General features: G+C 53.6%; 43 protein-coding genes. 7 read left to right on the top strand and 36 right to left on the bottom strand.

The window, feature by feature from the left end; all coding sequences use genetic code 11:
- Positions 1-222: 222 nt before the first annotated feature.
- From PROAA_RS15775 to PROAA_RS15595, 36 genes are all read right to left on the bottom strand, one after another.
- Entirely contained in the window at positions 223-579 is a 357-nt protein-coding gene (locus PROAA_RS15775; RefSeq protein ID WP_186412261.1) for a hypothetical protein, read from the bottom strand.
- A gap of 2 nt (positions 580-581) precedes the next feature.
- Entirely contained in the window at positions 582-953 is a 372-nt protein-coding gene (locus PROAA_RS15770) for a hypothetical protein (RefSeq protein ID WP_186412260.1), read from the bottom strand.
- A 377-nt stretch (positions 954-1,330) separates the two neighbouring features.
- Positions 1,331-1,693, bottom strand: a complete 363-nt coding sequence (locus PROAA_RS15765) for a hypothetical protein (protein WP_186412259.1) — start codon at positions 1,691-1,693, stop codon at positions 1,331-1,333.
- Positions 1,690-2,064: a DUF1353 domain-containing protein gene (locus PROAA_RS15760; RefSeq protein ID WP_186412258.1), complete on the bottom strand. Its 375-nt coding sequence runs from the start codon at positions 2,062-2,064 to the stop codon at positions 1,690-1,692. Before PROAA_RS15760 ends, PROAA_RS15765 begins: the two co-directional genes overlap by 4 nt.
- Positions 2,061-2,483, bottom strand: coding sequence for a putative periplasmic lipoprotein (locus PROAA_RS15755; protein WP_186412257.1), 423 nt, complete (start codon positions 2,481-2,483; stop codon positions 2,061-2,063). The genes PROAA_RS15760 and PROAA_RS15755 overlap by 4 nt, the downstream gene beginning before the upstream one ends.
- Positions 2,480-2,650, bottom strand: a complete 171-nt coding sequence (locus PROAA_RS15750; RefSeq protein WP_186412256.1) for a hypothetical protein — start codon at positions 2,648-2,650, stop codon at positions 2,480-2,482. The genes PROAA_RS15755 and PROAA_RS15750 overlap by 4 nt, the downstream gene beginning before the upstream one ends.
- A complete protein-coding gene (locus tag PROAA_RS15745) occupies positions 2,647-3,129 on the bottom strand; it encodes a DUF5675 family protein (protein WP_245664307.1) in 483 nt (160 codons plus the stop codon). The genes PROAA_RS15750 and PROAA_RS15745 overlap by 4 nt, the downstream gene beginning before the upstream one ends.
- A gap of 2 nt (positions 3,130-3,131) precedes the next feature.
- On the bottom strand, positions 3,132-3,608 hold the full coding sequence (locus PROAA_RS15740; protein ID WP_186412254.1) for a lysozyme: 477 nt from the start codon (positions 3,606-3,608) through the stop codon (positions 3,132-3,134).
- Positions 3,598-3,852, bottom strand: coding sequence for a hypothetical protein (locus PROAA_RS15735; protein WP_186412253.1), 255 nt, complete (start codon positions 3,850-3,852; stop codon positions 3,598-3,600). Before PROAA_RS15735 ends, PROAA_RS15740 begins: the two co-directional genes overlap by 11 nt.
- A gap of 20 nt (positions 3,853-3,872) precedes the next feature.
- The gene (locus PROAA_RS15730) at positions 3,873-4,652 is read right to left on the bottom strand and encodes a hypothetical protein (RefSeq protein WP_186412252.1); all 780 of its coding nucleotides are present in this window, start codon (positions 4,650-4,652) and stop codon (positions 3,873-3,875) included.
- 121 nt (positions 4,653-4,773) lie between these two features.
- A complete protein-coding gene (locus tag PROAA_RS15725; protein ID WP_186412251.1) occupies positions 4,774-5,433 on the bottom strand; it encodes a phage adaptor protein in 660 nt (219 codons plus the stop codon).
- A complete protein-coding gene (locus tag PROAA_RS15720; protein WP_186412250.1) occupies positions 5,433-5,888 on the bottom strand; it encodes a hypothetical protein in 456 nt (151 codons plus the stop codon). The genes PROAA_RS15725 and PROAA_RS15720 overlap by 1 nt, the downstream gene beginning before the upstream one ends.
- A gap of 69 nt (positions 5,889-5,957) precedes the next feature.
- Positions 5,958-7,010, bottom strand: coding sequence for a N4-gp56 family major capsid protein (locus PROAA_RS15715; protein WP_186412249.1), 1,053 nt, complete (start codon positions 7,008-7,010; stop codon positions 5,958-5,960).
- A gap of 12 nt (positions 7,011-7,022) precedes the next feature.
- Positions 7,023-7,841: a hypothetical protein gene (locus tag PROAA_RS15710; RefSeq protein ID WP_186412248.1), complete on the bottom strand. Its 819-nt coding sequence runs from the start codon at positions 7,839-7,841 to the stop codon at positions 7,023-7,025.
- Between the two features lie 14 nt (positions 7,842-7,855).
- The gene (locus PROAA_RS15705; protein ID WP_186412247.1) at positions 7,856-8,071 is read right to left on the bottom strand and encodes a hypothetical protein; all 216 of its coding nucleotides are present in this window, start codon (positions 8,069-8,071) and stop codon (positions 7,856-7,858) included.
- Positions 8,061-10,199, bottom strand: a complete 2,139-nt coding sequence (locus PROAA_RS15700; protein WP_222102311.1) for a portal protein — start codon at positions 10,197-10,199, stop codon at positions 8,061-8,063. Before PROAA_RS15700 ends, PROAA_RS15705 begins: the two co-directional genes overlap by 11 nt.
- Positions 10,199-10,972 carry a phage terminase large subunit family protein gene (locus tag PROAA_RS15695; protein WP_186412246.1) on the bottom strand — a complete coding sequence of 258 codons (774 nt, stop codon included), beginning with the start codon at positions 10,970-10,972 and terminating at the stop codon, positions 10,199-10,201. The genes PROAA_RS15700 and PROAA_RS15695 overlap by 1 nt, the downstream gene beginning before the upstream one ends.
- Positions 10,969-11,631, bottom strand: a complete 663-nt coding sequence (locus PROAA_RS15690) for a terminase large subunit domain-containing protein (protein ID WP_222102310.1) — start codon at positions 11,629-11,631, stop codon at positions 10,969-10,971. The genes PROAA_RS15695 and PROAA_RS15690 overlap by 4 nt, the downstream gene beginning before the upstream one ends.
- A 19-nt stretch (positions 11,632-11,650) precedes the next feature.
- Positions 11,651-12,271, bottom strand: a complete 621-nt coding sequence (locus PROAA_RS15685; protein WP_186412244.1) for a hypothetical protein — start codon at positions 12,269-12,271, stop codon at positions 11,651-11,653.
- Between the two features lie 742 nt (positions 12,272-13,013).
- Positions 13,014-13,226, bottom strand: coding sequence for a hypothetical protein (locus PROAA_RS15680; RefSeq protein WP_186412243.1), 213 nt, complete (start codon positions 13,224-13,226; stop codon positions 13,014-13,016).
- The gene (locus tag PROAA_RS15675; RefSeq protein ID WP_222102309.1) at positions 13,219-13,551 is read right to left on the bottom strand and encodes a hypothetical protein; all 333 of its coding nucleotides are present in this window, start codon (positions 13,549-13,551) and stop codon (positions 13,219-13,221) included. Before PROAA_RS15675 ends, PROAA_RS15680 begins: the two co-directional genes overlap by 8 nt.
- 146 nt (positions 13,552-13,697) lie before the next feature.
- Positions 13,698-13,886 carry a hypothetical protein gene (locus tag PROAA_RS15670; protein WP_186412241.1) on the bottom strand — a complete coding sequence of 63 codons (189 nt, stop codon included), beginning with the start codon at positions 13,884-13,886 and terminating at the stop codon, positions 13,698-13,700.
- A complete protein-coding gene (locus tag PROAA_RS15665; protein WP_186412240.1) occupies positions 13,883-14,146 on the bottom strand; it encodes a hypothetical protein in 264 nt (87 codons plus the stop codon). Before PROAA_RS15665 ends, PROAA_RS15670 begins: the two co-directional genes overlap by 4 nt.
- 2 nt (positions 14,147-14,148) lie before the next feature.
- On the bottom strand, positions 14,149-14,490 hold the full coding sequence (locus PROAA_RS15660; protein WP_186412239.1) for a hypothetical protein: 342 nt from the start codon (positions 14,488-14,490) through the stop codon (positions 14,149-14,151).
- 5 nt (positions 14,491-14,495) lie between these two features.
- Positions 14,496-14,810 (bottom strand): hypothetical protein, encoded by a 315-nt coding sequence (locus PROAA_RS15655; protein ID WP_186412238.1) that lies wholly within the window; start codon positions 14,808-14,810, stop codon positions 14,496-14,498.
- 617 nt (positions 14,811-15,427) lie between these two features.
- Positions 15,428-15,712: a hypothetical protein gene (locus tag PROAA_RS15650; RefSeq protein ID WP_222102308.1), complete on the bottom strand. Its 285-nt coding sequence runs from the start codon at positions 15,710-15,712 to the stop codon at positions 15,428-15,430.
- Positions 15,709-15,993: a hypothetical protein gene (locus PROAA_RS15645; protein WP_186412236.1), complete on the bottom strand. Its 285-nt coding sequence runs from the start codon at positions 15,991-15,993 to the stop codon at positions 15,709-15,711. Before PROAA_RS15645 ends, PROAA_RS15650 begins: the two co-directional genes overlap by 4 nt.
- Positions 15,993-16,421: a recombination protein NinB gene (locus PROAA_RS15640; RefSeq protein WP_186412235.1), complete on the bottom strand. Its 429-nt coding sequence runs from the start codon at positions 16,419-16,421 to the stop codon at positions 15,993-15,995. Before PROAA_RS15640 ends, PROAA_RS15645 begins: the two co-directional genes overlap by 1 nt.
- Complete coding sequence (locus PROAA_RS15635; RefSeq protein WP_186412234.1) at positions 16,418-16,687, bottom strand: hypothetical protein; 270 nt, start codon at positions 16,685-16,687, stop codon at positions 16,418-16,420. The genes PROAA_RS15640 and PROAA_RS15635 overlap by 4 nt, the downstream gene beginning before the upstream one ends.
- 128 nt (positions 16,688-16,815) lie before the next feature.
- Complete coding sequence (locus tag PROAA_RS15630; protein ID WP_186412233.1) at positions 16,816-17,100, bottom strand: hypothetical protein; 285 nt, start codon at positions 17,098-17,100, stop codon at positions 16,816-16,818.
- The gene (locus PROAA_RS15625; protein WP_186412232.1) at positions 17,097-17,306 is read right to left on the bottom strand and encodes a hypothetical protein; all 210 of its coding nucleotides are present in this window, start codon (positions 17,304-17,306) and stop codon (positions 17,097-17,099) included. Before PROAA_RS15625 ends, PROAA_RS15630 begins: the two co-directional genes overlap by 4 nt.
- A gap of 120 nt (positions 17,307-17,426) precedes the next feature.
- The gene (locus tag PROAA_RS15620; protein ID WP_186412231.1) at positions 17,427-17,891 is read right to left on the bottom strand and encodes a hypothetical protein; all 465 of its coding nucleotides are present in this window, start codon (positions 17,889-17,891) and stop codon (positions 17,427-17,429) included.
- 904 nt (positions 17,892-18,795) lie between these two features.
- A complete protein-coding gene (locus PROAA_RS15610; protein ID WP_186412229.1) occupies positions 18,796-19,044 on the bottom strand; it encodes a hypothetical protein in 249 nt (82 codons plus the stop codon).
- Position 19,045: 1 nt separating this feature from the next.
- Complete coding sequence (locus tag PROAA_RS15605) at positions 19,046-19,459, bottom strand: hypothetical protein (RefSeq protein ID WP_186412228.1); 414 nt, start codon at positions 19,457-19,459, stop codon at positions 19,046-19,048.
- 108 nt (positions 19,460-19,567) lie between these two features.
- Entirely contained in the window at positions 19,568-20,041 is a 474-nt protein-coding gene (locus PROAA_RS15600; RefSeq protein ID WP_186412227.1) for a hypothetical protein, read from the bottom strand.
- Between the two features lie 34 nt (positions 20,042-20,075).
- Positions 20,076-20,873: a YdaU family protein gene (locus PROAA_RS15595; RefSeq protein WP_186412226.1), complete on the bottom strand. Its 798-nt coding sequence runs from the start codon at positions 20,871-20,873 to the stop codon at positions 20,076-20,078.
- Positions 20,874-22,183: 1,310 nt separating this feature from the next.
- Here PROAA_RS15595 and PROAA_RS15590 point away from each other — a divergent pair.
- From PROAA_RS15590 to tas, 7 genes are all read left to right on the top strand, one after another.
- Positions 22,184-22,612 (top strand): hypothetical protein, encoded by a 429-nt coding sequence (locus tag PROAA_RS15590; protein ID WP_222102307.1) that lies wholly within the window; start codon positions 22,184-22,186, stop codon positions 22,610-22,612.
- Positions 22,609-22,839 carry a hypothetical protein gene (locus PROAA_RS15585; RefSeq protein ID WP_186412224.1) on the top strand — a complete coding sequence of 77 codons (231 nt, stop codon included), beginning with the start codon at positions 22,609-22,611 and terminating at the stop codon, positions 22,837-22,839. Before PROAA_RS15590 ends, PROAA_RS15585 begins: the two co-directional genes overlap by 4 nt.
- Positions 22,836-22,994: a hypothetical protein gene (locus PROAA_RS15580; RefSeq protein WP_186412223.1), complete on the top strand. Its 159-nt coding sequence runs from the start codon at positions 22,836-22,838 to the stop codon at positions 22,992-22,994. The genes PROAA_RS15585 and PROAA_RS15580 overlap by 4 nt, the downstream gene beginning before the upstream one ends.
- Position 22,995: 1 nt before the next feature.
- Positions 22,996-23,145 carry a hypothetical protein gene (locus tag PROAA_RS15575; RefSeq protein ID WP_186412222.1) on the top strand — a complete coding sequence of 50 codons (150 nt, stop codon included), beginning with the start codon at positions 22,996-22,998 and terminating at the stop codon, positions 23,143-23,145.
- A 14-nt stretch (positions 23,146-23,159) separates the two neighbouring features.
- Positions 23,160-23,816: a hypothetical protein gene (locus PROAA_RS15570; RefSeq protein ID WP_186412221.1), complete on the top strand. Its 657-nt coding sequence runs from the start codon at positions 23,160-23,162 to the stop codon at positions 23,814-23,816.
- On the top strand, positions 23,813-24,307 hold the full coding sequence (locus PROAA_RS15565; RefSeq protein WP_186412220.1) for a siphovirus Gp157 family protein: 495 nt from the start codon (positions 23,813-23,815) through the stop codon (positions 24,305-24,307). The genes PROAA_RS15570 and PROAA_RS15565 overlap by 4 nt, the downstream gene beginning before the upstream one ends.
- Positions 24,308-24,563: 256 nt before the next feature.
- The gene (gene tas / locus PROAA_RS15560; protein ID WP_186412219.1) at positions 24,564-25,376 is read left to right on the top strand and encodes a TIGR-Tas system RNA-guided endonuclease; all 813 of its coding nucleotides are present in this window, start codon (positions 24,564-24,566) and stop codon (positions 25,374-25,376) included.
- Positions 25,377-25,451 lie beyond the last annotated feature (75 nt).

Here is a 25,451-nt window from a genome sequence, read left to right as displayed (position 1 = left end):
CAAATAGCTGTTGGTGTTCCCGGCAAGTGTGGAGCCAAAGCCCGGATTTATACCTTTAGGTGAGATTGATTTTGCAACCCCACTGCCAGTCCGAGTGTACGGCGTGTACCCGGATGGCGTTACGTACCCATCCTGCAATAAAACAAGTTGCAGCCCTTTTTTGAACCAAGCAGGGTCGAGTTCGTAAGGGCCATGCTGCGGCTGAATGATTCGACTGGACATTTAGATCGTTGTCAGTTCTTGACCGTACGCTTCCACCGTTCCCCCCGTTGTAGCCCCCCAGGTAATCGTGATGTTGGCAAACATGGTTCCTTGCGGCAGTTCGCATACGATGTCATTGACCGAGCTATTGACTAGATCACCTGACGCTTGGTAATAAAGGCGCTTTGTTCCTGTGCTTTCACCAACATAGAACTTGACAATAGGGACCGTCGTCGGAGCCGTTCCACCGTTGGTCAACTTGACAGCAGCAAGGCCGCCGTAAGCCGTCGTGAGATTCCACTCCGTCGCATTGACCGAGGCAGCAGCGGCCAGAGCTTGCGATGTCAGCAGGGTTTTGGAGGTATGTGTCGAGGCCATGATTATGCGTTGCCTTCAGTGATTATCGCTCCGGTCGTGATCGCAATATCCACGCCCACTTGAATGGTGCCTGTCTGCGTAACGTCCGTGCCGATAAGCAAGGTGCAGACAGCCACATCAGCCGAGGTCGTTACGAGGATGAAAGTCGGCGTGCCAGCGGTAAAGCCTGAGCTTGTCTGCGTCACTGTCTCATTGAAGTCAATAACACCAGATGTCGCCGTACCTAGTGCGCCTGTGACGTCCAGCGTGGCAAGCAGAGTGCCAGCCGGAGATAAGGCCTCTGTTCCGTTGTAATACTTCAGCTTCGGATTGGTGCCAGCAGCGGTGATGATGTCTGTGGCGCGAGTGTTGCGTAGTGCGGTGGTGAGTTTCATTTTGATGCTCCTGTAAAAAAATTAAACGTCGTTTGCTGCTACTTGCTGCACCTACCTCCAAAATGACCGAATATCCCGGTCAGCGCTTGCTCTTCGGTCGCGCAGCGATGCACGCCGGTTAAACGGAATTCCCATACTCTGTAGCTGCCGGGAAAGCAGAAGACGAAGTCGGTTCGCCACCGCTGTTTCTTTGGCGGGGGAACGTACTCGATCACGACAATCTTTTTCCACCCCGCCCGCGTTCCGAACAGAAAATGCGGAATTAGTCCGTGAAAGGCATGCGAACGCCTGACAATTGCGTATTGCCGACCATGTGTCATTAACCACATGGTCATTGCCACAATCCAGCAGTTGAGTCGGCGTTTCATGTTTGCTCACTACTCATCCTTCGAGTCATTTTTCCCATACCTCATACTGTTCGCCTCGCCGAGTTCTTTCACCGCGAAGTTCAAAAACCCAAACAGTTGCTTTTTTGAAAGGCCGTCTAGCGTTACACCGGGGCGGTCAACAACGGCTTCGCCTGTTTCCGCGTCGGTAACGATTGTTTTGTAGTGCAGGGTGTAGCTGCCCATTGACGGAAGCAAGCGCATCAGGAACCCAACGGCCAACTTGCATGATCCGGTAAGGAAATTGACGAACTTCTGGTCCACGCCAGAAAAAATCATCGTGTCCTGAAGCTCGACAGTCGATCCGTTCAGGGCGGTCGTTGTCACCGTGGCATTGAATTTACGATTGCTCATGGCAGCGAGTCCGTCACAAAATGCGAAGCGCCAAACAGGCGTACCGCTTGGTACATTCCGTTTCTGCGCCACGCTGAAACGCCGTCGACTTCCATCGCTTCGAGGAACGCCGCGTCGGCTTGCTCTCGCGTGAAGTTGTTATGTTCAGAGTATAGGAAGTCATGGACAACGGACGGCGCTTTTGCGAATCCACCAGCCAAAAAGAAAAGCACCGGAAGGCGCGGGACCGAAGCAAAGTCCGTTTCAAATCCGACCGGCACGACAATCAAACCGAGCGAGTCCGACAAATAGACGAGCGGTAGAGCAAGCTGCCATTTCTCCGGGTCGCTGCTGACCAGCCTGACGATGAGCGAGGTCTTGAACTTGCTCATTCTTCAAGTGCCTTTTGTGTAGCTATTACCCCTGCCGCACCAACCGCCGCAGCGCCGATTCCTGGGGCCGCTATGGCCGCGCCAGCCGCAGGGATAATAAGGGGTGCCAGAGGCATCAATGCCGTTGTCAGCGCGGCTCGCTGTGCTGCTGTGAGCGATGCGCCGATCACTGAAGCCGCAATCGCCTGGCCTTCAAATGCCTTGACGCCTTGCTCTTTCAGATCGACCGTGTAGTCATCGCCGCGCTTCTCGATATGTGCTTCGAGGTAGGCAAACTCTTTCCCGTTCCGCACCGTCACTTCACAGCAAACCGTCTTTTCACCGATTACCACAGGTTTAACCGAATACTCCGCTGTGCCAGCGTTCTGCACTGAAGCGCAGCCGGTCAGGAACAGAAAGAGGAATGTCGCGTATTTCACGTCACCGCCTTGGGATCGGTGAGTGTTGCTTGCACGAGGCCAAGGCCAGCCCCGGCCCATTTCAGCGCGTCGACAAATGGCTCAACAGGAGTCATTTGCAGAATAACAAGCGCGAACCACGATACAAGCATCAACACACCGATCATTAATTTCTGAGTTGTCGTCATTTCGTCTCCCTCGTTATCGTGCAAAACACTTTGCGTCCGTCAGCTTTCGCCTTGCTCATCATGGCTCTGAGCTTGTGCAACACGCCTTCACTGCACGACACGCCGTTCAGCGTCCGGTATTCCCCGACTTCAACGCATCCCAGCAGCGATTCATTCCCGCTCTTGGGTTGGATGCCGCAGTACGAAAAGCCAGGAACGTCCTTGAATACTGGAATGTCACCAAACAGCATGGTGTCGTACAGGTACATCTCATACCGGCTAATCGGGATGGCCGTGGCGGAAAACTCCTTCGCTCCACCTTCTTCTAGCCGCCGATCCTGATCTTCGCGGGTGAATATCTTTCCATCAGGATTTGCGCCGTAGTACAGACGCCCAAGCGTGTAACCAGACCGTCCGTTGCGTGGCTCCATGTCCACTTCACGGACCAGAAAAAGCTCAATCGGAGAGAGATAGTCGTCCATCGACGGCGGCGCAAACATCGTCACACAACCCCCTGTAAGCAAAGGTCGCGCTCTTTGGCTCGGCGTTTTGTCAGGCCCGGAAGCGATACCATCACCCCGGCCACGCGCGCCTTATCCCAGCGCACAAGCTGATCGCACGCGCCTTGATAGTCGCCCGCAGCCAATAACCGCGCCGCTGTCGAGTTTCCTTTGTCGCACGCTACTTTAGGCCCGATGTTGAACACTGCATCCGAGAATGCCGCGAGCACTGGAGCCGGAAGGCCGGGGACGCACTTCTCTACATGCTCAACGGCTTCGAGCATGTCCGCAGAAAGCAGCGCCTCGCATTCCGCAATCGAGTAGAACTTTTGCCTATCGACCTCGCCTGTATGTCCGTAGCACACCGTCAAGATGCCGACCGGATCGCGGTATGCAGCTTGGCGCAGCCCTTCGGCTGGAACCGCAATCGCGGTAGCGAAGACCGCAGCGGCAAGGGCTTTTTTCTGGTTAGGTGTCATTGCGCTTAATTTTGTCGGCCTTGCCGTCCAGCTTGTTCTCTATCTTGTCTAGCTTTGCAAACAAGGCATTCGCCATCCGGTCGAAATCTTCTTTTTTGATGTAGGAATCAGACATCATCAAACGAACCCTTCCAATCTGGCCCGTTAGTTCTACGTCAGCCTTCTGCAACTCGCGCAGTCCGTCCCAAATCACCTTTAGAATGAATGAGATCGCCGATAACAGCCCAGCAATGATCATGTTCACAAATGTTTGATCCGTCATTTTTATTCTTTCTCGACCGTTACCGATCCGGCTACAAGCGCCGAAACAACCGGCGTGGTGTCGTCGCTCACGTCTTCAACGTCGTAATAGGCCGTCTTGCCGGAGAGCAGCGTCGTGGCAACGGGCGGAAACGTCAGCCGAACGCGACTGGAAGAAACATCTGTGTCGATCACGAGTACGTCATACGGCGCGTCGGCGGCATCGGACGAAGCAATGACTGACAAATCAACAATGTCATCAGCCGAATAAGCGGTCGATCCGACCCAAACAAGCTCTGTGTAAGAAGCGCCTTTCGTGATACGCAGCGCTGTAAGTTCTGCGGCACTCAGTTTCACCCACGTCACTGAGCCGTCCTGTCCGGCCTTGGTCGGCTTGACGCTGCCCGTTGTGCCTGGAACTGAACAGACCACCAGATTGCCGCCCTGCTTATCCCGCACACGGCAACGCTGGGTGTGGCCCGTCAAATCGGTGGGCGTGTTGTACTGGATGAATCCGGTGTTGGGCGTATGCACCAAGTCGGCGACGTTGGTGTCGTTCAGCTCAATCAGGTCAGCACTGAGAACGGTGGCCGGATGGTATTCGCTCGTGTTCTTGTAGTTTTTCAGCGCGTCCATATCGGCGTTGATCTGCGACATGGTGCCTTTGAGGTTCGTCACCGCAACGCGGGCGCCGTCTTTGACGCCGTGGGCTGTCGCTTCGATCTGCGCGCAACCGTTCGTGGACGTGACACTGATAATCGGCTTGCGGATAATCGGCGGCTGTTCCTCCGGCCAGATGTCCATGATGTAGGAGTGGCCTTCGGTTAGCGTCAGGTTCTTTGCTTTTGCTGCCATTGAAACTCCAGCCCTGGGATTGTGTCGCCGTCACGGCGAGTAAGATCATTGTCGATGAAAAGCCAGCATTTCAAGCGATAGGGTTGCCGCCCAATGTGTGCCGCTCTCTTTGCCACGTTTCGTTGCGTGCGCTACTGCGTTTGCCAAACTCCTTTTCAAACTCAGCAATCGACACTGCTGCTTTCCCCGGCGCGAAGGTGTCCGCGTCCTGCTTCATGTAGGCGCGATAGAGCATCCAGTGAATCAGAGCATAGTGATACTCAGGGCGAATCTCCGGCACGTCTTCGTCATCTTCCATTTTGCGAACAGGAAGCCGGGAAACCGTCATGAACAGCACGTCGTCGACGTTAGGTATCGGATAGAGGCGAAGCGCCCCCGTCTGATAGTCAGGCACATAAGACGTAGGGCGCCCCGCATGCGTTTCCCATAACGGCTCGCAGTCATCCATTTGCGTTGAAGTAATGGACGACAACGCCCCGATTACTGTGCTGAGCCTTGCCCGAAGGACGGTGATAATTGCAGGGTCAAGCGTTATCAAAGGCTCGTCCGCCGCAACATCGACTTCACAGAAGCTTGACGTTGAATCCCGAAGCAACCAGGCGCGTCTGCACGCCTCGGACTCCGCCTCGTTTGCAAGGAACGTCAGATAACTGTCGCTCCAAAAATAAGGCTTGTTTACAGAGTCGCCGGACTCAATCCTAAACGCCTCAATAAGCTCACTAAGGTTCATCAGGTTCTTTCAGCCAAGATGCCGCGCAACCATGCGCCGCCTTTGGGGTTCTTGTCCTCTACTACAGAGAACGGGTATTTGAGCGCGTGCCGTGGCGTCAGGTTGTTCATGGCCTCACCCAAACGCTCGTCAATTGTCTGCGTATAAGACGTTTTCTTTGCCCTTGCCAGCCGCTCGACAAAGTAGCGCTTGATTGTTTGCGGGTTTCCCCGTTGCAGGAATTGACGGTTCCCATTGACCGAAACCATTACAAGATCAACGTCGTTAGCGTCATTCGAGTCATGAACCATGATAGTGACCGGCTCATGCATGAACTTGTCCATGTCCAACTCAGACCCGCTAACCACGCGGTCAATGATTTCGATGTCTTTGGGTCCATCACCGATTTCGTCAATGTTGAACTGCTCTGCTTTACCAAGGTACTCGTTGGGCGTGTCAATGTGCTGTTTTGCCATTATCTGTTTCCTTTTGTCATCACGACAGTAGTTAGCAGCCCGGCGAACCGGGCCGCTGGTTACACTACATTAGAGAGCGGTTACGCCAGCCTCAATCACGGCCAACCAGCCGTCATTAAGCGACGTGCAGTTGAAGTAGAACTTCGCTCCAACATAGCCGCGCTGCCCAAGCGGATCGCTCTTGGTTTTCTGGCCCGGAGGAATCCAGGTCGGATCAAGAGACATATCCCCGCGCAGAGCCACCTGGCCCCAAGCGTTTTCACCACAAACGATGATCGGATACACGTCCACCGCACCAGCCGCCGCCGAATACAAGGCGGGCGACAGGCCAGAAGCCCCGGCAATACCTGCTGACGGATAGGAAGCCAGCTCAGGCGAGCAGATAATGCGGAAGTTTTCGACCGTACCAAGCTCCTGTTCATGAACGGGCTTGCGCGAGCCATACGCAGCAACCGGAGTAAATCCGGCCATGTTGCGGAAGTCTGCTTCGCAATCCGAATGACAGAAGACCAGATAACCGGCTTCAACCGGCTTGGTGGCGATGTTGGCCGATGGAGCCAGAATGCCGGTAATACGCTTAGCATGATTGGCTTGCAGGTTACGCGATACCTTGCGCAGCGTATTCAGATCAATTGCTTTGTTGATCGTTACACGCGACACGATAGCACCGGGATAGCTGATGTTGGTACTCGCCTTGACGACGCCAAAACGCACCAATTCACGAACCAAACCAACACGCTCGCCGCATTGCTTCTTCATTTCTGCGGGAACGTCGTCCTCGTAGGTATCGACCACCTGGTCACTGACTTGATACAGACAACCGTACTGATTCAGCGTGACGGTAATGTCCTGCGGAATCATGGTATCGGCGGTCGGTGTGGTGCCTTCCGTCAACACATGAGCCGCCGCCGTGGTGTCCATGCGGTTGATGGTGTTGAAGTTGGTCAGCGCGCCGCCATAGGGAAGATAGCGACGATACATAACCGTTTTACCGTTGTTTTTCGGAACTTCCTTTTGCGCTCCGGTAATACCGAGAACCTCGACGGGGATTGCGTGGGCAAGGATTTCACCCTTGAACTTGTTAATTCGCCCAGCGGGCGATGCATAATCAAATGAAGCCATTTTATTTACCTCTTAGGTTTGATTCCTGACGGAGTTGAACCCCGCAAGAAAGTCGTCTTGTGGGCTTGGTGCGTGCTTCACCCGTGAAGAATTGCCTTCGGGGATAATCGCTTGCTCCAAGCGCTGCTTGTTGCGGTTGCCTTTGCTTTGGGCGTTGGTTTTCCATGCGTCGAAGGTCTTGACGATGGTTCCCAACTCCTTGGCGCTAACCGTTGTTTGGTACGTTTGCTGAACGTTGTCGGGCTGCGTGGCAATCCATAAGCTGAAATCCTGCGACGATAGCGTTTCGCGCCAGCCGTCGTAAGTTGCATCCATGATCGCAATATTGGCATCGCGGATAATCTCGTCACGGTCTGGCCCAGGCTGCACGCTGTTGTTCTTGGCGTACTCCTGAATCATTTCGGAGGCGATCTTGCGCGCCCTTGCGTCTGCAATGTCTCTAAACTCTGGAAAATCGTTTTCCAAATCGCTCTCATCGTCGCTTTCTGACGGCTCTGGAGCCGCCTTGCGTTGTGCTGATAGCGTCTGGAGTGTGCCGTTAAGCTCACCGATCTTGCCGTTTGCCTTGCGTAGCTGCTCCTCAATGGAATCAACTCGCGCACTGCGTTCAAGCAGTGATTTGACTTGGCTTTCTGTCATGCCGAAAAACAACGGCTCAGCCTCGGACTCTTCAGGTTCGGCTGTCGCCTCTTCAGGCTCTTGCTCTTCCTTTGGCTCTTCGGTGCGTGGTTCGGGCGATTCTTCGCCGGGATCACGAACGCCATTAAAGCCAGCCATGAAGTCCGCTGCGTCCTGTTCTTCGGTTTGTACTTCGTCCTTGTCAATAACCATTCTTTGCTTCTCCTTTAATACGCGAAGGGGCCAGAAGGCTCGTCCGCAACAAGTGCCGGGATTGGGTTATCCAATGCCAGCAAATCCTTTAGTTCTGCAATTCGTCCGCGCAAATGCGCCGTCTTCTCGGCATCAAGTGCGCCGTCGTTCTTCGCCCGGCAGTCGGCAAGGCGCTCTTCTGTTCGCTCTACAAGCGCCCGCCATGTCTCTGTCGTGCGGTCAATTTCCATCGTCAAAGCCCGTCTCAATGCCGCTGTTCATGCCTTCATCCGGGCTTTGCGGCCTGGGCGGGAAGTTGGGCGACGTGTTTTGTGGCAGGTCTTCAATGCCTTCAGCGCCTTGAGGCTCTGGAATGGCTGGCGCTGCATTTGCGTCTTTGCCGCCAGCAGAGAGCCACATGGCATCAGCCACCGGGGCAATCGTCGGGTTCATTGCAATCTGATTGGCGGCTGACGTTGCGGAGAACATTCCAGTGACGTTCTTCTCAGCGGCATCGGCGTCAGTCTTGCGCGTCTGCGCCTTGATTAGCTCGGCCTTGGCTTCGGCTATCGGGTCGGCCTTCTCTGTTTGCTGCGCCAGCGTCTCAGCGTCATACTGCACACGCTTGGGATCGTAGCGCTGGCCCTTTAATAGCTCCGTTGCCAGCTTGGCCGGGTCAAGCCGGTACTTGGGATTGTCGGCAACCTGTAGCAGCGTCACCAGAAATTGCTGCTGTGCATCACGCTCAACGAGGGCTGAGCTAGCTCTAACATCAACCTTGAAGTCCCCCTTAATGTCTTCCTTGTCCGAGTGCTGCATCATCCAGTCGTAATACCTGCGGATATGTGGTTCGGTGACGTAGTCATCAAAACGTTTTGCCAGCCTGCGCAGCACACCAGACGCGTTATTGTTCTGTAGCTGCATGCCGCCAAGGGTTTCAGGGGCATCTCCGCGAATGCCTTGCAGCATGGCCGGGAGTCCGGTTGTATCCTCGGCCATCTTCAGCGCGAAATTGATGATGTTCATCAGCTCAGGCTGTACTGACGGCGTGACGAACGCAGAGAAGGCCCGCCCGACGTCAACCACGTCAGGCTCGGCGCGCCACAGTTTCCCGCCGCGCAAGCTCCATTGTCCATCAGCCGGAGTAATGCCGTTGCCGATGACGACCTGCGGCGCCGTCGTCATGCCGGAGTTATCCATCATCTGCCTTGACGCGCCGACTAGCATCCGCTGCGGCGTCCTGATTTGATGCGACACGCCCGCGCCCCATGGCATGCCTGGGCGTCTTTGCCATGCCAGCACGTCATACGGGAATTCGCCGGTATCGAGCACGTTCAAGGCGCACTTGATAATGCGGTCGTTGAGGATCACGGCCATTGCGTAGGCTTTGGGCGTTTCGTCCTCGACCTCGACACCAACAGTTTGCAAATCATCGGAGTCACACAGTCCGTAGAATATCCACATATCGAACTGGTCTTCATTCTTCAGTGCGCCATTGCCGGTTGCGCTGCTTGTTCCCGGACCCTTCTTGATTGCCGATAGAATCTCTTGCGCGTCATAGCCCGGCATTTTCGCCATGTCTCGCAGTTGCCGCGAGGAAACATACTCACGCTCGAAAACGTAACTGCCATTGTGTATTGACTCGCCACAGGCCGGGTCGGGAAACAGGTTCCATGCGTCAATGCGTTTAGTGCCTGGTTTGATTTCGCTGACCTGTACCATTTCTGACACACCGTTTGACTGCTTATAGACGCGGCCCGTCTTGCGAACCGGGTACGGGCCTTTCAGCACGCCGGAGCCGATGCGCGCCGAGTCCTCAATAACGTGCCTTACTTCGCCGTGCCAATTTGACTCGTTCAAACAATCGTCAATCTCGTCCTGCATTTTTTTTGCAGCGGCTGTCGCTATCTCAATCGTCTCCTCTACCGCTTGCTTAAAATCAGGGCCAAGCTGCGCCATATTGAGCGGCGACAGCGTCGGGATCGGCGTTGGCTTAATCTCCCAGGCTCGGTCATCGGTCGGAAGCAGCATATCGGCCACTCGTGCGCTGGCAGCATCAACGTATGGACGGGTAATGTTCAGGAAAATCACAGAGCGCGTAGACGTTGGTTTATCTTCGGAGTAACCCGTTGCCCAGCGCTTAGCCATCGCCATGTTTCCAGACGTGGCGTATTGACGATTCGCCGCGTCAACACCCTGATAGTGGTCTTCGTCATCAATCCAGTCGTCTTCGATGCCGCTGGCCTTGCGTCCTGAGATAGCCTCCTTGCGCTTTGAAAGCAGCGACAACAGGAAAGCGTCACGCCTTGGCCCTTGCAGATCGGTTTCGCCAAACGGGTTCAGCGTCTCATCCATTACGTCGTCTGTCATCGCGTCCATCAGTAGCCAATCTCCGGGTCAAGCGGTCGCCACTGCGGCACAACCTGCTGTGTGGTTATCGTTTGCACAACGGCCTTGCGCTTCATCATCAGCGCGTACCGAGTCGCGGAAATGAGGTCGTCAAACTCCTTGACTACCCGACCATCTTTGCGGTGATACAGCCGAAACTCCTGAAACCAGTCATCCAGGTTTGAAAACACCTTGAAGCGGCCTGTTTGCATGCGGTCAAGCATTTCCATCAGACCCGCCTCAACGCCATTCCCGCCTGAGCCTTCCGGCTGTCCAGCCTTTGGCGCATGAGTCGCCTTGTCTTTCAGCATCTTTAACCCAGCCTCGGCGTACTGGAGCGCGAGCTGTAGCCCTGAGCCTTTGTCTGTTTGGAGTCCGTCATGCGGCCAGGCAGTAGGCACCCACGACCCCCAGGCTTTTACCGCTGGGGCGAAAAGAACCGGCGTTTGCTGGCTGGCCCGATGCGCCTTGATGATGTAGAACACGTCCGAATCACGGTCCCAGGCGCATTGCACACCGGCTGACGGGTGATCCCAGCCAAAGTCGATACCGTTAATGCGCGGCCAATGCGCGGGGATTTTGAACGGATCAACCTTTATCGAATCCTCGTCAATCGGGAAGATTCGGCCACTGCCTAGCGTCGGAATGCCTTTGGCGCGTGCGTCTCGCTCATGCTCCGGGTAGGATGCAATGATCGCCGCCCGCTGCTCCGGCGTGTAATGCTCGGCGTCGTCAATCGTCATCGATATGATTGCGCGGCTCATTGGCGTGTCGTCTCCGGGGATTCAAACAACATGACCACGGACGACATGCCAAGAAGCGGCGTGAAGGTGATAATCGCAAACTGGCCGCGCTGGCCGTTGTTTGTCCGCGTCAATCCTTCGGTGTAAATATCAATCGGCGGCTCTTCGTCGAACCACACACCGTCAACAGTCGGCCCCTGCCATTTCTCGCGGCCCTTTTCATAGGCTTTGAAGGCAATAACGGACGTTCCGGCCTGCACATCACCGCCGCCGCCGTGTCTCACCTGGACGTTATCCAGCAGATTCGCAACACCCATTGCCCGGTCACGGCCAATAATCGCGCTCTTCGGAATGAAGCCAGTTCCCCAGGCTTTCTCAACCGCTGGCGGACCCACCAAGATGCGTTGCGGGTTGTCTCGCGTCGATTCGCCGGTCACTGATCCCGCCCATAGCAACGGCGCTTTGTTGAATGTCGCGCCTTCCCACCACTCAGGATATTGCCCCGTGGCGTGCATCGCCCACTCCGCGCCACCGGCGATACTCTTGCCAAGCTGATTGCCGGCTCTCAACAGGCGTTCGCTGTGAGCCAAGCCCGCTGCATGAAAGATTTTCTGCTTCGTGTAGGGGCGATAGTCCTCCAGCTTGCGAACCGCGATCTCTTGATTGATCGCCGCCAGCAATTCTTCGCGGGTGCGCTTGTCAATCGCGTTCAAGGGCTGCTTTCAAGCGCCGTAGTTCTGCTACTGATTCAGAGGATAAGTCGGTGTTCGCCGGCTGTTCGTCATCGACGTTAAACGCCTCGCGCTCCATGCTGACCAACAGTTTCAGCGTCTCGGCCAGCTTCTTCGCGCCGTCTATACGGCCTGGCAGGCTGATAACGCGCTGGAATAGCTTGTTGATTTCAGCCGTGTTGTCGCCCTTGAGAAGTTCGCCCAGCTTCTGAAAATCTGCCGGGTTCTCGCACTGCGCCTCCATTTCCGCCAGCATCAGCTTTGATAGCTCCCGGCTACGGCGTATGTCTTTGCGGTGCGAAAGGATTAGCTCAGTGACCGCATTTGAGCTAACCTCGACCAGTTCCCGGTCAGCTTCTTTCTTGTTTTTGGATAGTTCTTTGGTCAGGAGCGACTTGGATAGTTTCGCTCTTGCCGACGCATGAATTTTCGCGCTTAAATCCTTCGTCCACTTTTCGGCCTTGGCTCTGTTGCCAACCGTGGCGTGCGTGGTTCCGTTGCGCGCGGCGATCTGCCGGTCAGTGAACTGCCCTGAGCAATAATCGCGCTCTATCGCCTCCCAATCTAAATCTTTTCTCGGACCTGACACGTTTTACCAATCTATCCACTTTTGAACATGGATAGAGTTTACGCATAAAGCCAGCATTTCAACTTCCGCTTAAAAGCGGGTCTTTTCGCCTGAGCACAAAAAGATTGGATATATACACTAGAGCGGCTGACAAGCTAGGTGGTGGTAATGTCAGCGAAGGGATACGGATTGCGATAAAGCCGCTGCTATCCGGTTAAGTCGACGTTGCTCTGATTCCGGCTTGGCTTGCTCCACCAACCGCCAAGCCCGAAGTCTCTCCATCCTCTGAGATACATTGATATGCGCGCCGCAATTGTTTTAGGTTGTTGGTGAAACGCTCTCGCGCACTTTCCTATTCTGATGTGAAACACAATATCACCTTCCCGCCTCTTTGATAGCGATTCCGTGTGACGGATTCAAGCCTAGCGCTTTATAAAGCAGAGTAAAATCCGCGACTACTGGATGCCGGGTAAGCTTGTACGTTGTCACCAGATAAAACAGTTTTGGCTGTTTGCGTGATCTGACGCGAAGACTCCCGGACACTTCGACCGCCTCACGCGCTACGAGCCACGACACGCCTGTTTTCACAGCATTGGCTATGCGCTGCTTCTGAACGCATCTTCGCTTTCGCTGGATGACGTTCGCTATCTCCCTGACTGTAAAGCTCTCCCCTTTAATATTGCATATCGCTGTGTAAATCTCGTCCGTGCTGATGTGCAACGGGCCGCGATCTGCTGTTACTTCCCTGCGGATTAGGGGCGTATCAGTCACTAGCAACCTTACAAAGCTCTGCCTCCCGCCTGTCACAGATTTTTAGCATTGCAATCAGTTCTTTCTTCGCCGCCTCTGCGCCCGCTTGAAACCCATCAAACATAAAATGCTCTGAAAGCGCAATGCGAGACTCAACGTCCTCACGCAATTCTTTGTTCTTCTGCCGTAGAAAATTAGCCTGACTGGCGAAAACAGAATCACTCATATTCAAATTCCTCGTCACGCGCTGCCTGGGCCGCTTTTTGCTCTTTGGTCTTTGGCCCCGGCTTGCTGATTGAGAAGTCGCGCCATTCATCAATCCGCTCTTTTGCCTTTTGCAACCACTTCAGAAACGCGGTTTTGGATATATACGTTTTCTCCACCGTCTTCAGGTCAAGCAAGACGGTTGAATACCTGACTTCTCTACCTGTCTCCTTGTTGAAGATCAGCCCGGTGCTGGCGCAGACATAGTGCATATTCCCGCTACACAACGGCCAGTCTGTCTCGGACAGGTACGTTTCCTTTGCCTCGCCGGTGATATGCAAATTCATCATGCATTTCCACTTGATTCGAGTTTGATACGAACCCAGGTCATGCGCCGTGAATCCGTCATCGGCTATCGTCTTTAGTCGCGCCCGCGTTTTGGCTTGTTTAAGCCGCTCTTTCCAGCGCTCCGGGTTAATTAGAGCGTTTGCTGTCATTTCTGTGCGCCCTTCTGGCGCGCAATCAGCATTGCGTCAGCTATCTGATAGGCCCGGTTGCTAACTATTAACCACGCCTCATCTAGCGCACACTCTTCGCACAAAAATTTAAGTTCCTTGTCTAAATAAATTGCAGGAAGAACAGCCACCGCAAACTTATCGCGCAATGTCATCACTTCGCTCATAGCACCAGCCACCATACTTTGGCGTTTTCCCGGTCAATCTCTGCAAGCCTTGCCCGTGCCTTCCACAAGTCTTCGAGAACGGTCAGCATCGCGCCAGCGCAAAGCCTTGGGTCGAAGTCAATTTCTAACTGCTCTCCTCGCGACAAGCCGAGAGCCATTGAATACACCAGCCGAGACGACGGGCATGTGTTGCTAAGTGGCTTCAGCGCACGCGCTGCCCTGCGCTTGATGTCTCGAAGTTTGGTTGATTGTGGTTTCATCGTTAAATCGCCAGCTCGCGCAGCAACGAATCCACCAACGCACACAGCGCCTTTTCCTTGGCCAGTAGCTGCCCTAGCTTTTCGCCAAGTTCGGAGCCATAACCAGGACTCGCATAGCCGAGTCTTTCAACCTCTTCGCCAACAATCCGAATTGGCGCAAGCCGTTCGCGCAGCTCTTCCAGCATTACCCCAAGATCGCCTATATCTGAAGCTAGGTCATCCACGACATTTGCTATTTCCGACCCTTCGTTTTCTTGCACTGCCCGACCCTCTGTGTTCGCTAGGTTTCTTTGGTGTTGTTTCTGTCGTTCTATCAGCATTTCCAGCAATTTTTTATCCAACATAATCACTACCTCCAAATATCAGGCAAGACGCCTTGCCGTTGCACAACCCACGAACTTGTTCCTGACAGCTTCGACACCAGCATCCACGGCCTGCCGCGCTTCTCTGCCTGCTCCATTGCCTGCTTTTTATGTGCAGGTAGAATCGAAGCGCAGTTCTTTACCTCGACCGACCATTCCTTTCCGCTTGGGTCAATCGCCAGAATGTCCTCTGACTTCACCCCTGCGGTGAGTTGCGCTACCCTCCAGTCACGATCAAGAAGCATGTTCTTGACTGCTGTTTGGCCTACCGCGCCCTTGGTGCGTGATCGTTTTCCGCTCATATCAATTTCAAATCACTAGAGCGCCTGGCAAATTCACCGCACCAATCATTATTACAAGTCACCGGGAATCCAAAATGGTCGCCGTTGCTAAGCTCGTTGTACGGGACACCAAAACCAAGCTGTCTAGGAGGGTATCTATGACAGTCTCCATCCAGTCCGTCTGTTTCATCAATCTCTTCCCAAAACTTACACAGGCCGCACTCTTTTATGCTCATCTTTTTCGCCTCCATTGCTTACAGCTCATTTTTGGTGGCAATTGCCAATCATCTGGTAAGCGACACAAATAGCATCACTCGCAGCACACAGAAGCCTTAGCACCTCTTCGTCTTGTTGAACAAACGGATGATTGACCAAGTGGTCGCTAAGCAAGCAGTGTATGACGTGGCACCTATCAAGCGCCTCATGTACCAAAAACTGGTCAATATTTTCTTCCATTCTCACCCCCATTCAACTTCCCGTTATCAAACTTCTTAAACACGATTCCGCCTTCAAATCCAATCTTCCCGGTTCCGTCGCACCCATAACAACGATATACACCTATCGGCTTTAGATGATCAGGCACGCTCGACATGCCCGCGTCTTTCGCCGCGCTCGCCCACCCCGTTCCGTTGCACCGTCTACACTTCATACATTGCTCGGTACAGCTTGTCTGTATTTGGACCAGGCATAAACTTCTTCGACCATTCTCTAGCACCACCTGCGCTAATGGCTTGTTGCACGCGTCCTGTATATACAACATCCATTTCAACAATCCAGTCAATTGCTGTTTGTGCTATAGAAATCTGACGGTCAAAATCATATTCAGACCGACTTTTTTTGCTCGCCATTGAGGAAACCGTAGCAAGAGTGCAATCGGCCATATATACCAGCGCATCTTCTGGTGTTTTAACTTTGCATTTCAACATACCGCTCCACCGTAAAGTTTAGTCAGCGTCTCATGCAGACACAGCTCCTCGGTTTTCTTCATGACGTTCCACATTGCTTTCTGCCCATGCCACCCATTTCGATGTCCACGATGGCAATCCGGGCAAAGCGGAATTACGATGAAATAAAGCCCTTGCTTCATTTCGTGCGCCTCCCTGCCCTCTTTCTCCGTTCCACATACCGCACAAGGCAGCGCCTTCACTTGCTCAACGTGGGCGCGCTCGAAGCGCGTCATTGGCTTTTTGTTCTTGCTCTGCATCACGTAGCCTTCCGTTCTGTCTCGTCACTCCACACGACCCCTTTGTGTGCGCCCCAGGCGTATAGATACTCGATAAACTCTGCCGCCTCTTTCACACGAAAATCGCGTGTCTGTATTCCAAGCTGCACAACTCCGCCACCGTCGAGACTTGGAACAACGCGCCCCCCTCGCCTGAGCGGGGTTCCGGCCTCGACCATTGCTTTGGCAAACGCATCAACTAGCAGGCGTTTCCAGTCTTCAATGCCCCACTTCTCACCCATAAACTCACAATGCTTGGCTATATCTCCGATCTGAGCATGGAACTTGTCGTTTTGAATATCCTTGCGCTTTGGCTCTCCTATCTGGAACACATAGCCCAACGGCGCGGCCTTGACGTACTTAATCGCCGCCTCTTTGGCTACGTTGCCGGTTAGAACGAGTTTCTTCACGGACTGATCCAATGCAATCCACACTCCATCGAATACCAGAACAGCGGTTTCCCGTTCTCGTCCAGGTGATTGCCCTTGCCGTGGCCGTTATCAAGTACCGGGCATTTACACCCGCGCTTTATTGCCTCCGGCGAACCGGGGTTAGGTAGGGGCTGCTTCTCTTTTTCTTTCACCACCGCCACCACGCACAAGCCACCGCAGACAGCAGCAGCACCAGATACAGCACCCAAAACCAGCCCGGCGTTACCGTTGAAATCATTTCCCACCCTCCACTTTTTCCCTAATCTTGTCCGCAATCACTTGCCCGTATACTTTCTTCCACAACCTGTAGCACTCTTCGCTCTCAGCTTTTGTCCATCCTTTCCAGCGGTGTTGCAGGTAGCGCGCAAGGTCTTCAACAATGTCCGGCATTCTTCTTTCTCAGCCACGCCGTTTGTATGTCGGACTTGATCACATCAACATACGGCTTGCCCTTCATCACTTCCATCCGGTCCAGATAGCCCCTGCGCTCGCCAAACGGCATATCCAGCACGTAGCGCACGTCCAGGCTGCGTATGTACCGCTCACGCTCTTTCCGGCCCTGCGCTTCGGCGTCCGCTTCGCTGATACCGCTATCCATGCAGATGCCGACACGCTCGGCGTGGATTTCTGAGGCGGCTATGGATTGGTCTTGATTCACGCCATGCCCCTTTCACGGTCCAACTCTTCACACGCAAACCCGACCGCTTTCCACTTGTTGATAGCTCCCCAATCAACGCGCTTCCTGCTTGCCGTGATGTAGTTTTGCAGCAGCTTGTACTTTGGTATTTTCGATTCGTGGTTCGTTCCGAGCGAGCGGATAAACTCAATCTCGTGCTCAGTTGCAAAGTTTGTGCTTGTACTCATGTCTTCTTCCAGTTCGCGGCCTTTCTGTTTTCTGATTTGTGGTCATCTCAAACAATACCCGAGTAAATTACTCGATTTGACGCAAAACATTGCGTCATGACGCCTATTTAGCGTTATGCCTCATCCTTGTGGCGTCTGCACAATGCCGCCGAAAGCAGCCTGTACGGCGTTTTGCCATTCCGGCTCTTCGTCGTCAGCCGCCGTGTCGCCAGCGCCGACTTTCATCGCTGCGTCTATTCTGTCGCGCCCGCAGTTACCGCCGTAGGTCACGCCAAGCCTGCGAAATTCCGCGCCACTTACGTGGTGCATCAACCACTCAAGGCGCTCAGTGTCTTTCCTTGCTTCAAGTAAATCTTCTGCGCAGCAGCAGTGTTCTTCATTTTTTATTCTCAACGCAGTCTCGTACTGCCTTACCATCGAGCTGAGTTGCTTCACTTGATCGTCCAGGTTTATGATTTTCTTGTGCTCGCCGTCCATGTAGGCCAATAGATCATTCCAGTCCTGTGCGCCAAAGTAACTTCCTCCTTCCATGACGGCGTAAATATGCGCGCGCCAAGGGTTGTATTGCGTTGCGTCGTCCTGCACTGAACAATCACATTCCCCCTTCGGGTATGCTGGTGCATCGTGTGTCGCGCAATCGCTATCGTGTCCGTCGCCTTCTCTGTGGCATCCTACGGCGCAGTTTGTCGCATAGTCCGAGCACGTCTCACAGGGCTTTCCTTCTAGCGGGTCTTTTCCAAGTGGGTATGTCATTCGTCATCTCCAAATATTTCCCAACATCGTTTGCAAATCCAGAAGCCGCGCATTGCTGGCTGTCCGCAGTGTTCGCATTTCATCGCTATGTCTCCAAGGCCTAACACGTCGCTCAACGCGGACGCAGGCGATAAGGCCGCCTGCGCCGGTTAGCTAGGCGTTGGGCGTCAGCACTCGCAGTGCCAACCTTTGCCACCACGTCCTAGCCTGCACCAGATGCCAGCCCTCTGCCTGCGCTTTCCAGCACGGCAGGAACACCCCGGTATCCAAGTCCAGCACGGCACTTTCGCCGGACATGACAGCGCAGCGCTGGTCATGCGTTGCAGCTGGGCCATGAAGTTCAATAGTTGGTTCTCTCGGCGTCATCAAATCTCCAATCATTTGCGCCCAACAGGCGCTTCAACGCGGACGGGCGAAACTGCCCGCCCGCCGGTTAAGCTAGGCGTTAGAGGTGTCGAACATGGCCCGATACCCTTCGCTTTGCGGCGCGTTCCAATCTACAACCACGTCTCCGAGCGAAACAAATATCGGCTGTGCCATACCGAGGCGTTGCGCCAATACCGTCGGGCATAGAACGCAAATAACGTTTCGCGCTTTCTTTCCGCTTCGCCCTGTCGTTGTGTACGAAACTTCAAACGGTTCCATGTCCACCCCTAACATTTGCGTCAACACGGACAGCGGAAATGCCGCCGTGCTTCGTGGTTAAATCTTCTCGCCGCTGCCGGTTACGCCAGCGTTAGAACTCATGCTCCGTGCTCCGCTCCGAGTCCTTCCGCAACCCGCACCGCTGGCAGATAAACTCTCCGCGCCGCAGTTTGTCGATGTGGTCAGCCATGCCGAGGCACAGCGCCTGCAAGTCCTCAAAATGCACTTCCATCCCATGCACGTAATCATTCACCGTGGCAAAACTGTAATCGGCAGGCATCGTTATGCCCTCCTGCGTTTCCGTCAGCACCTTGCCGGTTTCGGTCAGCGTGTAGCTCATGTCAATCCTCAGTTCTAACTGTACCATCGAGCGGACTCGCCTTCGGCTCACCGCTCATGGCGGCGTTATGTGTCAGTTTCTTCCGTGCATCGTCAGCGTGCTTTACAAAGTCCTCATGCCGCGTCGAGTACAGCGCATCTTTCCCTTTCGCCCACTCGTTGTGGATCGAGGAGCACACCTCCCACGCGATCGCGGCTTCTTTCCAGCCATCTTGCTCGTTATTGCGCAGCGCCATCAAATCCTCTGTGCAGCACTGGTGTTCTTCCGTCTTGATGCGCAGCGCAATTCCTAGCCGATCAATGGTGTCTGTAGCCTTCAACGGCCATGCGCTCAAGTCCTCGCCCTTGTCATCGTAGGCTGCATGTATCCGCCGCAGGTTGTCCTGAATGTTCTGTAGTTCCTTTTCAATCTGCATGTTTTTCTCCGTAGTTTCCAGACCCATAACCCGTCAATCCAGCCGCGACCTAATGAGGCGGCGCTTGTTCTCAACCCGCTTTGCGCGTCGGGCTGATTTCTGCGTTAGTCATGCCGTCCTCAGTTTGTAAGAATCAGAACACTTGCCGCTAGCGACCAACTCGGCAAGGATTTCGCGCAGGCGTACATCGGCTTTTGCTGCGGAGACAACCGCATCAAGTGCGATTTGCGACTTTGGATTCTTCGCCCAGGCCAGATGATCGCGGCTGTCTGCCGTGGAAATGTTTTTCGCCACCTTCTGGATGGTTTCGTTCGCCCTTTCCTGCTCTTCGGCTGTCGGCTTGTAATCAATCGCTTTGACATGCCATTGGTGCCGTCTCGCGGCTTCCCTGCACAGCGCGATGAACTCCGGCAAGGTAGGTGGGTAGGGCTTGCTATCCAAAGCGTCTAGCGCCTCTTTGATCGCTCCGGGCATTTCGCGGAAGCCGCCAAGTTTTTCAGCCCATCCGCGCTTTACGTCTTCAAGGTTCGATCCTGACCACAGGCCGCTGAGCTTTGAGCCGTACAGCACGGACATCTGCATGAATATCCGATCAATCCAACTATCAGGAAGCGCGTTATGCGACACGCCTTGCCTCTCCGGTAATGTCACGTTCTGATTCATTCGGCTTGTTCCTACCTGTCAAGATTGCAATAGTTTCGGCTTGCCGGTCATGCCAGCTTTGGCCGGAAGGAGAAGCCCTTGCGTTCTGCGTTTTGTTCTCCATCCACTCGGCTTTGAATCCGCGCCAGCCCCGCGAACAGCTTTCACGAAGCGCGTCAGAGAGCGACATTTGCGCTTTCTCTGCCTCTTTCGATATGCCATCGATTGCGGTTTTTGATGGTTTTGCTTTGACGGATTTTCGGTGTTCAATCCAGTCGGTAGCCAGATCGGGAGAAACCCCCAATTCGACAAGATACTTTTGGGGATCGAAGCGCGGAGCGCGCTTAGTCTTTGTAGTTAACTCTGTATCTGTATCTGTATCTGTATCTGTATGGTTCAACGTTCGTTCAACGTTCGTTAGTTCCTTTTGTGCCTTTATCTCTGCACGCCTTGCTGCTGAAGCCTTTCCTGCCTCGCTGGCCTTTCCAGATTTTGAATTTACAGCAAGTAAATCACGCTCAATTCGCCAATGAATCCACTCGTCTCCAACTATTTCAAAGAACTCGCTAAGGATTGGTTTAGCGTCTGCCCACTCTTCCTTGGTCATGCGTGCAACGTTTGTTAAACGTTCGTTGGAATTGTTCAGCGGCTTACCGCGCTGCCAATAATTAAAAATGAGCAACAGGTATGCGCCGTGCTGTGCGGCGTTCAAATGCGCTGTATCTGCAAGGTAGTCGGCAACATAAAGTTGCATGTATGGGAGCGCAGCCATTACTCCACCGTCGCTGCGTTGTCTTTGTTCTCGCCTTTGAGCATTTACGCGGCCTGTTTGTCTATGCTTGTCATTTGCGCAACAAACGCCTCAAGCCGTTTTCCAGCCGCATACGACACGTCGGCCTGCGATCCATTAAGGATTCGGCTTATCGATGGTTGGTTTATCCCCGCTCCCGCCTCTATTTGCTTTTGAGTCAAATCTAGGTCTACCAGTGATTGCAGAAGTTCGCGTGCAGTTGTTTTATTCATGTTGGCGTTAATTATACGCATAGTGATAATCAAGTCAAGCAGATTCAGAAAACACTAAAATTGGTGAAGTGTTTGTTGAGTGTTACGTTCTTGAAGACGGGGCAAGAGTCCTCTCTGGACGTGGAATGCAAACTGCTATTGGGTTTGGCGGACAAGCTAGTACCCATGGGTTAAATTTTCGTGTATTTTTAGAATTGGACGCAATAAAGCCTTTTGTTAACAACGAGTTAACCATGGCTTTAGATAGCCCAGTGTGTTTTGTTAGGCCCGGACGGTTTCAAACTGAGACACTACCCGCATTTTCGACTGTAGAAAAATAATCATACAAAATTCCATTTTCGTATTGACTTTGATATATGCATCCTTATAATTCTACTTAACGCATCACGAAACACGAATCACAGAGCAAGCGAGTAACGGCAGAACAGCGCCGCCAGTCGTGGCCCACCACTCACCGAGGATAGGGGGCTAAGCGAGAGTGATTTGAGGCGGGTGTAGCAGGGCAAGTGAAGTTGCAGTTGGTTTTGGCTCATAGCATCAGACGGTTCGTGCGCTTGGCGGGGCCTCCTTTCAAGTACTTCGGTACTAACCCTGCCAAGGGGCCGCGAAAGACTTTGGCGAGTCTTTCGGAAAAAGTAACGCAAATGGGGCTGGCGATCCCATGCGAACCGGGCAACACCTAGCAGCAAGAGGCACATGCGGTCGGCCTCGCACTCAACGACCGAGCAAACCGGACTGGCGTGGTAAATCGGCCAGCGTGACGGGAGAACGAAAGCCCCGCGACGAGTGGAGAGACACGGAGCGCACGGTGAGAAGACTTCGAGTTATCACGTGGAAGGCGACCTGACTAGCGGAATAGACGCTCAAGCGCTCAGCGCCGCCGGGGGGAGTGCCCGGAACGATTTTAAGCGCGCACCAAACAAGTGGCGTGAGATTGGTATCTAAGAAGCCTGTACTAACCCATTTTTGAGCATTCGCATAATGAACATTGAAGCCATCCTCTACCCTGCCCCGCATCCGTTGCCGCCTTCTGGCGCCGACTATGTTAGGCCGCATGACATGGACGGCAAGCAGCCAGATGACGGCCTGCGCATCTGCAACGTGTGCGGTGGCGCCTTCGCAGAAGAAGGAATGGCGATCAAGCAGAACGGAGACATAGGCAAATCCTGCAAAAGCTGTTCGGACGCAGGGAAAGAGCGGAGCAAGGGAAGGATCAGGAAGTCCAGGGCAAAGCCAAAGCCCGTTGTAGCGTCAACGAAGTTGCAGGACTACCTCAACCGACGCGAACAGGCCAGAGTCGAGATCCGCGCTTCGATACTTGAGGCGCTGAACGGACCAACAGCAACGGCGGTTTCTATTAGCGCGCTGGCCGATATGGTAGGGAGCAACCGTTGCAAGCTTTTTAAGCATATGTACACAATGGAGAAGGCCGGAACGGTCGAGCGTATAGGGGTTGGCAACAAGACCCGGTGGAGGTTAGCCAAATGAAAACCTGCGCGAGTTGCTACTGGTGGAATAACAGCTACGTTAGGCCACGATGCATCGATTACAACAAGGCGCTTGACATGGATGAACACTCTAGCCCGATTCCGCTTGAAGAGTGCATCATCCACCAGGAACAGGAGGCGGCAATGAGAAAGAACGCATCAACAGCGATCAAGTCCGCTTTTGGCATCGACAAAACAATGCTGCACTTTTCGGAGGTTAAATCATGAGATTCATCCGCTACATTCAATTGCGCCGCGAAGGGTTCAGCGTTCCGGCTGCGGCCAGCCTGAGCAACGACGACCGGCTTGGGGATAACGATGATATTGCAGTCGGTTACGTGATCGCTGTCGTGGTGCTGGCCTACTTACTGGTAGGTGGTTGATATGACTAACGCCGAACAGCACGAAAAACTCTGCGACATTCTGTGCAAGCTGGTTGACGTTCTTGATTGTGAAGAGCTTGCGCTGCTGGCGCATCACGCGGGGATAAAGATTAACGAGTTTTATCCAGAGCCAAAAATTGTTGAACTTTAACGTAGGAGGACGGCATGAGCGAAAAAGTAACACCAACCGGGCTTGCATTGCTTCGCGTCCCATTCCCGGCGCACCAGATAAGCCGACTTCCGAAGCCAACAAAGAGGCAAACGGAAGAAGTCAAGGCGAACTTCAAGGCTGGTATTCGCTGCAAAGAGTGCGGACAGTGGCACCACCCCGATGTCGTCCACTTAGATTACGTCGGACACGCGGCGCTGACCGACCGCCTGCTTGAAGCCGACTCAGCGTGGAATTGGGAGTTTGCTGCAGCAAATCAAGACGGCACGCCGATTATCGACAAAGACGGCGGGATATGGATTCGCTTGACTGTATGCGGAGTTACACGCCTTGGTTACGGAGACGCCCCTGATAAGACAGGAGGCAACGCGATGAAGGAGCGAATAGGAGACGCGCTCAGAAACGCCGCCATGCGCTTTGGCGCCGCTTTGGACCTGTGGCACAAAGGGGAGTTGCACGTAAGCGATGACGACAAAGGGCCAGACATGATAACCGCTGCGCACATTGCCAACATCACCGCGCTTATTGACGAGGTAAAGGCGGACAAAGACGCCTTTTTGAAGTATTGCAAGCTGAACGCGATTGAAGACATGCCGCTGCTGCAATACCCATCGGCAATCAAAGCGCTTGAAGCGAAAAGGAAATCATCATGAACTCACTTTACGACATCGCAGCAGAATACCGTGAAATTGCGGAAAAACTGAACGATTCCGACTTCGACGAACAGACAATTGCCGACACGCTAGAAGGCATGTCTGGCGACCTGGTTCAAAAGTGCACCAATGTCGGGTTCTTTATCCGCAACATGGAAGCGGAATCGGAAGCCATGAAGGCGGCGGAAGAATCAATTGCAAAACGGCGCGCAACGAGGGATTCAAAAATAAAGCGCATGAAGGATTATTTGCTGAATGCCATGATTTCAACCGGGAAGACCAAGATCGAATCGCCGTGGTTCGTCCTGTCCGTTCGCAACAACCAAGAGTCAGTAGTTGTCGACGCAGACAGTCAGATACCGGAAGGTTTTATGCGGATGATCCCCGCAAAATACGAGCCTGACAAAGTTCTAATCAAGAAGGCAATTCAATCAGGAATAGAAGTCGAAGGGTGCCACCTTGCGCGGTCACAGTCACTACAAATCAAATAGTGGTTTCAAACGTCGAACGAGTCAAAGCCCCCGATAGAACCATATTCGTGGAACGAGTCAGAAATAACGAGAGAACCACACTGGTAGAACGAGTCAAGCTGAAAGATAGAACCATGCAACGCGAACGAGTCAGAAGTAACGAGAGAACCACACTGGTAGAACGAGTCACATGAAACGAGAGAACCAATTGGTCGGAACGAGTCACAAAACGAGAGAGAACCATATAGTATGAACGCTAACCACCAGGAGTTATAAAATGCAACCGCAAACGCTTGAAAGAATGAGCAGGAATATTGTCAGCGATGCCGCTACTTTGTCGGATGACGAAGCGCGCTATCTAGTCGACGCCTATTACATGATGCAAGAGGACAGGAAGCGCGCTCATAACCAGGCCCGCGCAGTCGAGCAGAATGCAGACGAAGCACACTCTGTCAGCGACAACAAGATCATCAACTGGCTGGCCGACCAGTCGCAAATGCTTGAACATCAGGTCAAGCGCGCTCTGGATAAATACACCGAGGCGCACTACATGGGTTCATGGATGCGTGAAGTCGTCGGTATCGGCCCGGTAATATCTGCTGGACTGCTTGCGCACATCGACATTGAGAAAGCGCCTACAGTCGGGCATATCTGGCGATTTGCCGGGCTTGATCCGACGCAGAAATGGGAGAAGGGTCAGCGCCGCCCGTGGAATGCCACGCTTAAAACATTGTGCTGGAAAGCCGGGCAGTCGTTTATGAAGTTCGCCGGCCGTGAGGATTGCTATTACGGCGCTATCTATCGCCAGCGCAAAGCCTTCGAGATTGAACGTAACGAGCGCGGAGACAACAAGGAAATTTCCGCCGAAATTATCAAGAAGATAGGCAAGACGACCGAGGCATACAAAAGCCTTGTCGATGGCAAGCTTCCTCCCGGCCAGATCGACGCACGATCCAGGCGATACGCCGTCAAGCTGTTCCTGTCGCACATGCACGGCGCTTGGTACGAAAAGCACTACGGCGAGAAGCCGCCGCTACCGTACCCTATTGCGATCCTCTGTCACGCGCACATGATTAACAGGCCGCACTGAAAGGCAAAGGCTCAAGAGCAAACAAGATTTACAAACGCATGACTTTTAATAGGTGAAAACAATGGCATCAGTCAA

Origin of the sequence: Candidatus Propionivibrio aalborgensis (genome assembly GCF_900089945.1) — a bacterium.
In the GTDB taxonomy this organism is placed as follows: Bacteria; Pseudomonadota; Gammaproteobacteria; order Burkholderiales; family Rhodocyclaceae; genus Propionivibrio; species Propionivibrio aalborgensis.
The sequence above is the reverse complement of the archived record's forward strand: the minus strand, read 5'-3'. Positions and strand labels throughout refer to the sequence as shown.